At 71.1% G+C, this 11,933-nt stretch carries 11 protein-coding genes; 8 read left to right on the top strand and 3 right to left on the bottom strand.

The window, feature by feature from the left end; genetic code table 11:
• Window positions 1-2: 2 nt before the first annotated feature.
• From leuD to ACO2Q3_RS01055, 3 genes are all read left to right on the top strand, one after another.
• A complete protein-coding gene (gene leuD, locus ACO2Q3_RS01065) occupies window positions 3-665 on the top strand; it encodes a 3-isopropylmalate dehydratase small subunit (RefSeq protein ID WP_423304511.1) in 663 nt (220 codons plus the stop codon).
• Between the two features lie 62 nt (window positions 666-727).
• Window positions 728-1,735: a phosphoglycerate dehydrogenase gene (locus ACO2Q3_RS01060; RefSeq protein WP_423304510.1), complete on the top strand. Its 1,008-nt coding sequence runs from the start codon at window positions 728-730 to the stop codon at window positions 1,733-1,735.
• 24 nt (window positions 1,736-1,759) lie between these two features.
• On the top strand, window positions 1,760-2,695 hold the full coding sequence (locus ACO2Q3_RS01055) for a LysR family transcriptional regulator (RefSeq protein WP_423304509.1): 936 nt from the start codon (window positions 1,760-1,762) through the stop codon (window positions 2,693-2,695).
• Window positions 2,696-2,699: 4 nt separating this feature from the next.
• On the opposite strand, the gene ACO2Q3_RS01050 is transcribed toward ACO2Q3_RS01055, so the two are convergent.
• From ACO2Q3_RS01050 to ACO2Q3_RS01040, 3 genes are all read right to left on the bottom strand, one after another.
• Window positions 2,700-3,872, bottom strand: a complete 1,173-nt coding sequence (locus tag ACO2Q3_RS01050) for a citrate/2-methylcitrate synthase (RefSeq protein ID WP_423304508.1) — start codon at window positions 3,870-3,872, stop codon at window positions 2,700-2,702.
• Window positions 3,873-3,968: 96 nt separating this feature from the next.
• On the bottom strand, window positions 3,969-4,277 hold the full coding sequence (locus ACO2Q3_RS01045; protein WP_423304507.1) for a DUF4387 domain-containing protein: 309 nt from the start codon (window positions 4,275-4,277) through the stop codon (window positions 3,969-3,971).
• Window positions 4,270-5,679 carry an acyclic terpene utilization AtuA family protein gene (locus ACO2Q3_RS01040; protein WP_423304506.1) on the bottom strand — a complete coding sequence of 470 codons (1,410 nt, stop codon included), beginning with the start codon at window positions 5,677-5,679 and terminating at the stop codon, window positions 4,270-4,272. The genes ACO2Q3_RS01045 and ACO2Q3_RS01040 overlap by 8 nt, the downstream gene beginning before the upstream one ends.
• Before the next feature lie 343 nt (window positions 5,680-6,022).
• Between ACO2Q3_RS01040 and ACO2Q3_RS01035 the strand changes: the two genes are divergently transcribed.
• The 5 genes from ACO2Q3_RS01035 (at window position 6,023) to ACO2Q3_RS01015 (ending at window position 11,880) form a co-directional block, all read left to right on the top strand.
• The gene (locus ACO2Q3_RS01035; RefSeq protein WP_423304504.1) at window positions 6,023-7,594 is read left to right on the top strand and encodes an acetolactate synthase large subunit; all 1,572 of its coding nucleotides are present in this window, start codon (window positions 6,023-6,025) and stop codon (window positions 7,592-7,594) included.
• A gap of 115 nt (window positions 7,595-7,709) precedes the next feature.
• Window positions 7,710-8,777 carry a lactonase family protein gene (locus tag ACO2Q3_RS01030; protein ID WP_423304503.1) on the top strand — a complete coding sequence of 356 codons (1,068 nt, stop codon included), beginning with the start codon at window positions 7,710-7,712 and terminating at the stop codon, window positions 8,775-8,777.
• Window positions 8,777-10,144, top strand: coding sequence for an MFS transporter (locus ACO2Q3_RS01025; protein ID WP_423304501.1), 1,368 nt, complete (start codon window positions 8,777-8,779; stop codon window positions 10,142-10,144). The genes ACO2Q3_RS01030 and ACO2Q3_RS01025 overlap by 1 nt, the downstream gene beginning before the upstream one ends.
• 28 nt (window positions 10,145-10,172) lie before the next feature.
• Window positions 10,173-11,579, top strand: coding sequence for an acyclic terpene utilization AtuA family protein (locus tag ACO2Q3_RS01020; protein WP_423304500.1), 1,407 nt, complete (start codon window positions 10,173-10,175; stop codon window positions 11,577-11,579).
• The gene (locus ACO2Q3_RS01015; RefSeq protein WP_423304498.1) at window positions 11,572-11,880 is read left to right on the top strand and encodes a DUF4387 domain-containing protein; all 309 of its coding nucleotides are present in this window, start codon (window positions 11,572-11,574) and stop codon (window positions 11,878-11,880) included. Before ACO2Q3_RS01020 ends, ACO2Q3_RS01015 begins: the two co-directional genes overlap by 8 nt.
• Window positions 11,881-11,933 lie beyond the last annotated feature (53 nt).

Here is an 11,933-nt window from a genome sequence, read left to right as displayed (position 1 = left end):
GCTTGCAACCGTTCAGGATCGTCGAGGGGGTGGCCGCCGCGCTGCCGGGGGCCAACATCGACACCGACGTGATCATGCCGAAGATGTTCCTGAAGGGCATCGACCGCAGCGGCCTCGACCGGGGCGTATTCCACGATCTGCGGTTCGCCGAGGACGGCCGGCCGCGGCCGGACTTCGTGCTCAACCGCGACCCCTGGCGACAGGCCGCCTTCCTGGTCGTGGGCCCGAACTTCGGCTGCGGCTCCAGCCGCGAGCACGCCGTCTGGGGCCTGAAGCAGCTGGGTGTCCGCGCCCTGCTGGGGGTCAGTTTCGCCGGCATCTTCTTCGACAACTGCGCCCGTAACGGCCTGCTGGCCCTGACCCTGCCGGAGGCGGTCGTCAGCGAGCTGCTGGCTGCCGCTTCGGATCCGGCGCGGTGCAGGCTGCAAATCGACCTGCCGGCTCAGACGCTTACTGGCGCCGACGGCGCCGTCGGCTTCGACATCGATCCGGTGCTGAAGACCATGCTGGTCGATGGCCTCGATCCGGTTGGCGCCACCCTGCGCCACGCCGACGAGATCCGCGCCTTCGAGGCCGGCCACTTCCAGGCCCGGCCCTGGCTGAGGGCGGCGCCCGACGGCCTTGCTATGCAGGATTTCAATGGGATGATGCGCGCTGAGTATTAGAGGGGCCTCATGTTGGGGTGCTAGCGCAGGCGCCAGCATGTTCCCAGTGGAGCCACGTCCGCATGTCCTCGTCCCTGCCGCGCGTCGTCGTCACCCAGCGCTTCTTTGACGACCGCTCGATCGGCTTCCTCCGCGCCAACGGCTGCGAGGTGGAGATCGCCCAGCTGCCGCCGGGCCGGGCCGACGGCGACTTGGACCAGGCCGAGCTCGAAGCCCTGCTGGCCGGCGCGGCCGGCTGGGTCGTCGGGCACGCGCGGGTCACGCGCGAGCTGCTGCAGGCCCTGCCGGCGCTGAGGGTGATCTCCCGCCGCGGGGTCGGCTACGAGCGCGTCGACCTTGCCGCGGCTCGCGACCTTGGCCGGGTGGTGGCCATCGCCGCCGGGGGCAACGACGCCTCGGTCGCCGACCACGCCCTGGGCATGATGCTGGCGCTCGCCCGGCGCCTGCGGGAATCGCAGGCGGACATGCAGGCCGGCAGGTGGGCGATCCTGATGGGCTCGGACCTCTACCAGAAGACGGTCGGCGTGATCGGCCTCGGACGTATCGGCAAGAGCCTGGTGCGGCGCCTGTCCGGCTTCGACGCCGAGGTGCTGGTGCATACCACCAGGCCGGACGCGGCCTATGCCGAGGCCAGTGGCGTCACCTACGTCGGCCTGCCCGAACTCCTGGAGCGGAGCGACCATGTCTCGATCCACGCGCCGCTCACGGCGCAGACCCGGTTCCTGATCGACGCCGCCGCCCTGGTCCGGATGAAGCCAGGCGCGTTCCTGATCAACACCGCGCGCGGCGGGCTGGTGCAGGACGCGGACCTGCTGGCGGCGCTCCAGGCGGGCAGGCTTGGCGGGGCGGGCCTCGATGTCTTCATGAGCGAGAGCGACCCGACCTTCGCCGAGGTGACGAAGCAGCTCCTGGCCCTGCCCAACGTCGTGGCCACGCCGCACGCCGGCGCCTCCTCGCGCGAAGGGCTGGACCGGACCAACATGATCGCATCCCAGTCCGTGGTCGCGGTGCTGCGTGGCGAGGATCCGGCCCCGGAATGCGTCGTCGCCGACGGCCGCCGCAGCGGCTGACCAAAAGCCGGGGAGGGGGGACCCATGGAACTGGAGTGGCTCGAGGACTTCCTGGCGCTGGTCGAGACGGCGCACTTCTCCCGCGCCGCGGAAAAGCGCAACATCTCGCAGCCCGCGTTCAGCCGCCGCATCCGCATGCTGGAGGCGTGGCTGGGCGTCACCCTGTTCAACCGCGACACACACCGCATCGAGCTGACCCCCGCCGGGCATCAGTGGCTGGGCGCCGCCGAGGACATCCTGCGCCGCGTGATGATCGCGCGGGAGCAAGTCCGGGAGGTGGCGGCCGGCTATACCTCGACCCTGAAGTTCGCCTCCACTAACGCCCTGTCGGTGGTGTTCTTCCCGGACTGGCTGCAGCACATCGAGGCGGCCCATCCGCTGGACGCCTCGGTCAGCCTGGTCACCGACAACATGGCCGGTTGCGAGCAGAAGATGCTGCAGGGGCAGGCGCAGTTCCTGCTGTGTCACCATCACCCGTCGGCCCAGGTGTCCTTCAAGCCGAACTATTTCATCTCCGTCGACGTCGGCCACGACGTGCTGGCGCCCGTCTCGGCGCCGGACCGGACGACGGGGGCGCCCCTGTTCACGCTGCCCGGCGACATGGACCAGCCGGTGCCCTATCTCGCCTACAGCGAGGTCTCGGGCATGGGGCGCATCCTGGCCTCCACCCTGGCGCTGGACGGCCCGTCGGTGTGGCTGACCCCGGCCTTCACCGCCCACCTGGCGACCGTGCTGGCCACCATGTGCCGCAACGGCCGCGGCGTCGCCTGGCTGCCGCTGAGCCTGATCGCGCGGGACCTGGAATACGGCGACCTGGTGCGCGCCGGCGAGCTGCAGTGGGACGTGCCGATCGACATCCGACTCTATCGGCCGCGCGCGCGGCAGAGTCCGGCGGCGGAGTCGTTCTGGGCCAACGTCCGCAAGCTGACGCTGGCCGAGCCCGGCGGCGCGGACGCCTGAGGCCTCAACGCTGGGGCGCCGGCCCGCTATAGCTTCCGGCCGGGTGGACCCATTCGCCGAGCTCGTGCTGCTCGATGGCGTGGGCGATCCAGCCCGCCGCGCGGCCGACGTTGAACAGGGTGTGGCGCGGCGCGAGGCCGATCTTGCGGCCGACGAACAGGCAGGCGAGGGCGAAGTTGGGCCGCACGCCGCGAATCTCCCGCGCCGCCGCGAACGCCTGCTCCATGCGCCGGTGCTCGATATCGCCGTCGTAGACGTGGCGCGCCTGGTCGAAGATCGCCTTCGCGCGCGGGTCGCCCTGCGGATAGAGGCCGGGATCGAAGCCTGGCAGCGGCTCGCCGTCCCGCACCCGCCGAATGACCGGCTCAAGGGGATCGACGCTGGCCGCCACCTCCGAGACGAACCGGCCGATGGACGTCAGGTTGCCGGACTTGCTGCGCCTGGCGACCGTCACGCAGAAGCCGCCGATCACGGCGCGCCAGGGCGTGACCCCGCCGCCGGCGATCGACCGCGCGGCGATGGTGCTGGCCTCGAAGCCGTGATCGGCCGCCAGCACCAGCAGGCGGCGCACCAGGTCGGTCTCGGCCGCCCGCAGCGCCATGCGCTCGCCGATGAAGGTGTGGATGGGGGCCGCTGACGGGGCGTCGGCGAAGGTCACCAGCGCCGCCAGCCAGCGCAGGATGTCCGCGCCGGTGCGCGCCATGCCGGCGCGGGACAGGTCGTAGGCCTTGGGGTCGGCGTCCTCCAGCAGCGGCAGCAGGGTCAGGGCGCGGGTGACGTCGGACTCGTTGCGCACCAGGTCCGCCACCGCGGCCGCCAGCGGGCGGCTGGCCGGCGGCGCGGCGGCAAAGGCCTGGGCCTCGGCGACGTCCCACAGCAAGGCGGCCACAGCTTCGAACGTGGCGCTCTCGGACAGGCGCACCGCGTCCTGGCCCCGGTAATAGAGGGCGCCGTCGGAGATGAGGGTGATGGCGCTTTCGCCGGACGGGCCGACGGCCGGTCCGTGCGTCTCGCGCCGGCGGATGCGCTCGATGTCCTCGCGCCAGTATTGCTTCTGGCGCGTGCCGGGGACCGGGCGCGAGCGGATGCCCTTGCGGCTGACGTAGACGTACAGCGTCTGGAGGTTCACCCCCAGCCGCTCGGCCGCCTCGGCAGCGCTCAGATAGTCGCCTTCCATGGTGGTCTACATTGACGGCCGTCGTTAAGGTGTCCGCCTGTGCGGCGCACGCGCGCCTAAGTCAACCGCCACCCCCAAACACAACCCCCAGCGCGCTTAGGCCAGCTCGACGTCCAGCAGCCGGACGTACTGCTGGCCGGAGTGCAGGTCGCGCTCGGTGATCCATCCCTGCGGGGTCGCCCGGGGATAGGAGATCTTCACCACCTGCAGGCTGTCCACCGCGGTGCGCTTCACCCACTGCGGCTCGGCGCCGTAGAGCCGGGCGAACGTCTCGGGGCCGAGGGCCGGGCTGTCGTGGTAGCGGGCGTAGGCTTCCGGCCCGTCGAAGAACAGGTCGATGGTGACCCAGAACGGGCCTGCGGCCTTGGAGCGGACATGGCGGCAGGCGTCGCGAACCTTAGGCATCGAGGGTCTCCCGGGCGTGCGGCTGGCCGGCTTCGGCCCATCGGATGCGGACCAGTTCCAGGCCGTCGGCGGTCTCCACCACGTGGTTCAGCAGGAAACGGTAGACGCGGCCGCGTTCGATCTCGGCCGGGGTGAAGGCGAAGCCGTAGCTGGGTTGCGGCAGCTCCGGCGACAGCGGGAAGTGGAAGAAGATCGGGTTGCAGGTCTTCGACATGCGGGTGGCCAGCGACTGGGTCGCCGCGGTGATCACCAGCAGCACGCCGACCTCGTGCGGGATCGCCGCGTCCTTGGGCATCTTGCGGCCCGACACCGCGTTCCAGCCGTAGAGGCGCGCGGAGACGTCGAACTCGCCGGCCTCCTCGCCGAAGGTGCGCTCGATCCGCTCGCGCAGGGCGCCGACGAGCCGGTCGTGGAACAGGTCCAGGTCGGCCAGCACCTTGGGATCCTCGATGCCCACCAGGCTGATGGTCTGGTAGGGCCCGGCGCCCGCGCCCTCCAGCTTCATGGTGTATGGCTGCGGCTTCCAGACGGACCCGGTCACGCGGACCCGCCGGTCGTCGAGCGCGGTGTAGACCGCGTCGCTGACGTCGAGAATGCCGCCGGGCTCGATGAGCCGGTTCGGATCGCTGTTCTCGTACAGCATGTGCGCCGAGACGCTGTGCGGCGTGCACTGGTTGGTGGCGCTGAGCGGCTCGATCTCGAAGTCGTCGACGCCGACCCGGATCAGCACCCCGCCTTCGCCGCGCTTCTCGGTGCAGACGCCGCCGCATTCCGCCACCTTGGCGGCGTGCCAAGCCGGGCCGGCCCCGGCGCCGCGCATCAGCGGGACGGCGGCCAGGATCGCCGTGTCGGTGGTGCGCCCGCCCAGAACGATGTCAGCCCCGGCGTCGAGGGCCGCGGCATAGGGCTCGGGCCCCATGAGGGCGACGATGTGGTCGCAGGCGTCGATCAGTTCGTCGGTCGCCGGATCCGACGGCGGCAGGGGGCGAACCCGGCCGGTGGCGTTGCGCACCCTGATCAGCGCCGGCGGCTGCTCGCAGTACAGCAGGGCGATCTTCGGCGTCAGGCCGCGCTCGCGCGCCACCTCCCGGGCGATGTCGGCCGTCCAGTCCAGCGCATCGTCGCTGCCCGAGGTGCCGCAGCTGCCCACCAGCAGCGGCACGCCTGCCTTGGCCGCGGCGGTCATCAGCACCTCCAGGTCCCGCTTGACCGCCTCGCGCGGCCATTTGGAGACCCCGCGCGCCAGATAGGAAGGGCCGCTGTCGGTGGAGCCCGCGTCGGCGGCGATCGCCACCGCGCCCAACGCCAGGCCGCGCTCCACATGTTCCATCCGCACGCCAGCGCCCAAGGCGCCGGTGGGGACCAGCACGGCCACCCGGCCGTCCGGCGTCGCTCCGTCCATCGCAACCTCCCTGATGTCGCGGCGGTCGTGCGCCTTACCTTTCAGGTCCGTCAAGATTGACAACGGCGTCAATGGATGTGCGATCGGCGGACGTCGCGCCGCCCTGGCCAAGCCGGCCTTGGATTTCAACTTCTGGAGCTGGGCGGCGCATCGATTGATGCGAGCGTAAACGTTGACCCAAGTTGCCCCCAGCGCCTACCGCCGCCCCGCCAGACGCCCGGCCGCCCGCCGGGTCTTCGGCCCCGGCAGGCGTTCCTCCCGCGCCGGTGAAACTGGCTGGGCGGTCGCATCGCGGCGGACCGCCCGGCCGATTTTCAAGGAACGCCGCGCGGGGACGGATCGGATGAACGGGGCCCAGGCGCTGATCGGCACGCTGTACGCGAACGGGGTCGAGGTGTGCTTCGCCAATCCCGGCACCTCGGAAATGCAACTGGTCGCCGCTATCGACCGCCATCCGCGGATGCGCGCCATCCTGGCGCTGTTCGAGGGCGTGGTGACCGGCGCGGCCGACGGCTATGGCCGCATGGCGGGGCGGCCGGCCGCGACCCTGCTGCATCTCGGGCCCGGCCTCGCCAACGGCTGCGCCAACCTGCACAACGCCCGGCGCGCGCGAAGCCCCGTGATCAACATCGTCGGCGACCACGCCACGCACCATGCGGCGCTCGATGCGCCGCTGACCTCGGACGTCGCCCGGGTGGCGGCGCCGATGTCGGACTGGGTGCGGGTGTCGCGGTCGGCGGACGACCTCGCCGTGGCGGGCGGCGAGGCCGTGATGGCCGCCCGCGTGGCGCCGGGCCAGGTTGCGACCCTGATCGCGCCGGCGAACCACGCCTGGGAGCCGTGCGACCCGCACCCCGGGATCGCCGCGGTCCCCCCAGCCGCGCCCCGGGTTGCAGAGGCCGCCGTTGAGGCCGCCGCCGAGACGCTGCGCACCGACGGGCCAAAGGCGCTCTTCGTCGGCGGGCCGGCGCTCACTGCGCAAGCCCTGGAGGACCTGGGGCGCATCGCCCAGGCGTCCGGAGCCCGGCTGATCTGCGAAACCTTCCCGGCCCGCCTGCAACGGGGCGCCGGCCGCGTCGCGGTCGAACGACTGCCTTACTTCGGCGAGGTCGCGGCAGCCTTCCTGCGCGACTTCAGCGCCATCGTGTTCGTCGGCGCGCCCCCGCCGGTGGCCTTCTTCGCCTATCCCGACAAGCCCGGACGACTGAGCCCGCCGGGCGCCGCGCTGGTCGTGCTGGCCGACGCGCGCCAGGACGTCGCCGACGCCCTTGGCCGGCTGGCCGAGCAACTGGACGCGCCGGTGGTGGCGTCCTGTCCGGCGCCGGACCCGGTGGTGGAGACGTTCGACGGACGCCTTACGCCGAAGGTGATCGGCGCGCTCCTGGGAGAGCTGCTGCCGCCGGACGCGATCGTTTCCGACGAAGCCGGCACGGCGGGCCTGTCGATCTTCGAGCGCACCGCCGCTGCGGCGCCCCACGACTGGCTGACGCTCACCGGCGGATCCATCGGCCAGGGCCTGCCCGTCGCTCTCGGCGCGGCGATCGCCTGCCCCGACCGCAAGGTCGTCGCCCTGCAGGCCGACGGCAGCGGCATGTACACCCTGCAGGCGCTGTGGACGATGGCGCGCGAAGCGGCCGACGTGACCGTGGTGCTGATCAACAACGGCGCCTACGCCATCCTGCAGCACGAGCTGCAGCGCGTAGGCGTCACCGACGCTGGCGAAAAGGCGAGGGCGCTCCTCGACCTTACCTCCCCGGGGCTCGACTGGACGTCCCTGGCCGCAGGCATGGGCGTGCCCGCCGTGCGCGTCCAGACGCCTGAGGCGTTCCGGGAGGCCCTGCAGACCGCCCTGGCCGCCAGCGGGCCGCGCCTGGTCGAGGCCTACATGGTGCGCTCGCCCGGGGCCGGCCGCTGATGCGCGCGCCGCATCGATCCATGCGCCCCGCGCTGTCAGCGAACGCGCCGACGGGCGCTATCAGGACATGTGAAGGCGCGGCCGGAGACGCCGCGAGCGCGCAGGGGAGGCAAGCATGACGAGGCCGACGTTCGCCTATGTGGGATCGAGGACGAACGCCATGCGCAAGGCGCGCGGGGTCGGCATCGGCGTCTATGCCGTCGAGCCGGGGTCCTGGCGCCCACTGCAGACGCTGGCCGAGCCCGACCCGTCCTTCCTGACCTTCGACAGCCACAGGCGCTGGCTCTACGCGGCGCAGGGCGACGGCAGCGAGGTGGCCGCCTTTGCCCGCGACCCGGCGAGCGGCCTGCTGACGCCGCTCGATCGCCGCCCGTCGGAGGGCCTGAACGGCGTGCACGTGGCGGTGGATCCGACGGACCGCTTCCTGGTGCTGACCAACCACCTGACCGAGGACGGCTTCGTCTCCAACCTGACGGTGTTCCCGATCGGTGAGGACGGCTCCCTCGGCGCGCCGACCGATATCCGGCGCATCGAGGGCGAGCCAGGCCCTAACCGCGACCAGCAACCCTACGCAAAGCCGCACCACGTCCAGTTCTCCCCGGACGGCCGCTTCCTGGCCATGGCCGACAAGGGTCTCGACGAGCTGCGGCTCTACCGGCTGGGCGACGACGGGGTGCTGTCGGAAATCGAGGCCTCCCGCACCCGCTATCGCTGGGGCGCGGGGCCACGCCACGTGACCTTCCATCCGGCCGGCGCCTTCCTGTACGTGCTGAACGAGCTGGATTCGACGATCACGGCGAACGCCTTCGATCCGGCGAGCGGGGCTGTGAAGCCGTTCCAGGTCGTGCCCTCGCAGTCGGACGCCTACAGCCGCTTCCATCGCGCGTCCGAGATCGAGATCACCCGCGACGGCCGCTTCCTCTACGCCGCCAACCGCGGCCAGAACAGCCTGGGCGTGTTCGCCGTCGACGCCGAAAGCGGCCGGCTCACCGCCCTGCAGTTCGTGGGCGCGGGCGGCAAGATCCCGCGGCACTTCGCATTCTCGCCAGACGAACGCCAGGTGTTCGTGGCCAACGAATTCAGTGACGGGGTGGTCGCCTTTGACCGCGGCGAGGACGGGCGCCTGACCAGGCTCGGCGTCGTCGCTGAGACCGGCACCCCCACCTGCATCCTGGTCGCCTGATGCGCGCCGCCCTCGATCCTGGTCCGCGCGGCGCCCTGGTGGCCGAGCCGAGGCCGGCCAAGCCAAGCGCGCCCGGCCGGGACGGCCCCTACGCCTGGTACGTGGTGGTGGTCATGTGCCTGGGCTTCACGTTCAGCTACATGGATCGCTCGATCCTGCCGCTGCTGATCGGCCCGCTGGAGCGGTCGCTGCACCTCACCGACACCACCGTGGCCCTCCTGCAGGGCGCCGCCTTCGCGATCTTCTACGCCCTGTTCGGCCTGCCGCTGGCGCGTGTCGCCGACCGCAGCCACCGGCGCAACCTGATCCTCGTCGGCGTCGTCGCCTGGAGCCTGGCGACCGTGGCGTGCGGTCTGGCGCAGAGTGTCGTCCAGCTGCTGGCGGCCCGGGTCTGCGTGGCCATCGGCGAGGCGGTGCTGGCGCCGGCGGCGGTCTCGGTGATCGCCGACTACTTCACGCCGCGCTGGCGCACCCGCGCCCTCAGCCTCTACTCGATGGGGGTGTTCTTCGGCGGTGGGCTGTCGCTCAGCCTGGGCGGCGCCCTGCTTCGCGCGCTCGGACCCCAGGCCCAGATCGCAACCCCGTTCGGGCTGCTGGAAAGCTGGCGGATCGTCTTCATCACCCTGGGCGCCGCGGGGGCGATCCTCGTTCCCCTGCTGCTGGCGGTTCGGGAGCCGCCGCGGGTGGCGGACGGCGGCGAAAGCGCCGGCGAGCCGGCGAGCCTGGCCGAACTGGGCCGCACCTTCGCGCGCAAGCGCGGCGCGCTGTTCACCACCATCATCGGCTTTGCCACCATTGCCCTGGGCGCCCAGACGGTACAGGTCTGGGCCCCGACCCTGTTTGTCCGCGTCCATGGCTGGAGCATCGCCGGCGCCGGCCAGCGCATGGGCGCCTTCACCATCGTGCTCGGTCCGTTGGGCGCGCTGACCGGGGCGTTCCTGGCCGAACGGCTGGAGCGGGCAGGGCGCTCCGACGGCAAGATCGTGGTGGGCCTGGTCAGCGCCAGCCTGTGCGTCGCCGCCAGCCTGCTCGCCACCGCCGGCGCCGAGCAAGTGGCCTTCGCCGGCGTCGTCGCCATGCAGTATGTGGTCGCCTTCAACTTCGGCCTGGTGCAGGCGGCGCTGGCCGAACTTCTGCCCAACCGCATGCGGGCCGTGGGCTCGGCCTGCTATGTGGCCGCCTCCAACCTGTTGGCGGCGACCCTGGGTCCGCTGCTGGTCGGCCTGCTTAACGACCACCTGTTCCGCGACCCGGCCATGATCGCCACGTCGATCCGCTGCGTCGCCCCGGTCGCCTTCCTGGCGGCCGCCCTGATCATGCTCTGGGGGCGGCGCTCGTACCGCGACCAGATCTCCCTGAACCCCTAACTGAACCAGGCTGCAAAGAGGTGATCGAATGGCGCAAGGCTTCAAACCCGTGAAGGTGTTCGTGCCCGTAGGCTCCCTGGGCGCGGGCGTGCGCGCCGAGGAGGTGGACGCCGCCCTGGCGCGCGGCGCCGACGTGATGGCGATGGACGCCGGCTCGACCGATAGTGGCGCGGCCTACCTGGCCACCGGCACGTCGAAGAACAGCCGCGGCGCCGTGCGCGCCGACCTGAAGCTGCTGATGGCGGCTCAAGCCAAGGCGAAGATCCCGCTGATTGTCGGCACCGCCGGTCAGGCGGGCGCCGATCCGAACGTCGACTGGACGGTGGACATCGTTCGCGAGATCGCCCGCGAGAACGGCTATCGGCCGAAGATCGCGGTGCTCTATTCCGAACAGTCGCGCGAGGTCATCAAGGCCAAGAACGCGGCCGGCAAAATCCGGCCGCTGCCGCCGGCCGGGCCGCTGGACGACGCGGTGGTCGACGAGTGCCTGCACATCGTCGCCCTGATGGGCCCCGAGCCGTACGTCGCCGCCCTGGAAGCCGGCGCGGACATCATCATTGGCGGGCGCAGCACTGACACCGCCGTCCTGGCCTGCTACCCGTTGTGGAAAGGCGCCCCGATCGGCCCGTCGTGGCACGCCGGCAAGACCGGCGAGTGCGGCGGCCAGTGCACCGCCTTCACCAACCTCGGCAGCGGGGTGATGCTGACCATCGACGAGGGCGGCTTCGAGGTCGAGCCGCTGCTGCCCAAGAACGTCTGCACCGTGCACAGCGTCTCGGCGCACATGCTGTACGAGAACAGCAACCCCTTCCGCCTGCACGAGCCGGGCGGCGTGCTCGACGTGACGGACGCGCGCTACGAGCAGGTCTCCGAGACGCGGGTGCGGGTCACCAACTCGCGTTGGGAGCCGCAGCCCTACACCATGAAGCTCGAGGGAGCTTCTGGCGGCCAGTACCAGACAATCATGTTCATCGGCATCACCGATCCGGACGTCCTGGCCAACCTCGACCTGTTCGAACAGAAGATGCATCACTCCCTGACCCGCCGGGTGCAGCGCACCCTGGGCGACGCGGCGGGCAAGTTCGACATATCGCTGCGCATCTACGGCTGGAACGCCGTCTCAGGCCGCGCTGTGCCGGAGGGGACGCCGCCGCCGCGCGAGGTGGGGGTGATGTGCGTGATCACCGCCGAGACCCAGGAACTGGCCACCCAGATGGCCAAGTCCTGCAACCCGTACTTCTTCCACATGCCGCTGCGCGACGGCGTCGAGATGCCGAGTTACGGCTTCCCCTTCACCCCCGCCGACATCGCGCGCGGCCAGGTGTTCGAATTCAAGCTGCAGCATGTCGTCGAGCTCGACGATCCGCTCGAGCTGGTGCGCACCGCCTGGATCGACCTTTCCGCCGACGCCTCCAAGGAAACCACCCATGCCTAAGCTTCGCGACGTCTGCCGGCACATGCGCTCCAAGGTGGCGGGGCCGTTCTGGGTCACGGTCGACCTGTTCTTCGACGGGCCGGACAACTACCGGAAATACCACGACAATCCCGCCATCAGCCCCGAGGCCCTGGCCAGGGTCTATGAGACCGACGCCAAGCTGGTGTCGATCTATCCGGTGGAGAGCCTGAACATGGTCAAGGTCTCCTATCCGCGCGCCGCTCCGCAGGGCGGCATGGTCGAGCGCGACCTGCACTCGGGCCAGCAGTACGTCTACCTGCTGGACCTGGAACTGGCGTGAGATTGGAATGGGTTCGGTGAACTGGTCCGATGCTGTCTTCCGGGGAACGGATC

Source organism: Caulobacter sp. KR2-114, from assembly GCF_049446115.1.
Lineage (GTDB): Bacteria > Pseudomonadota > Alphaproteobacteria > Caulobacterales > Caulobacteraceae > Acaudatibacter.
Note: the sequence above shows the minus strand (reverse complement) of the source record. Positions and strands in the feature narration are given on the sequence as shown.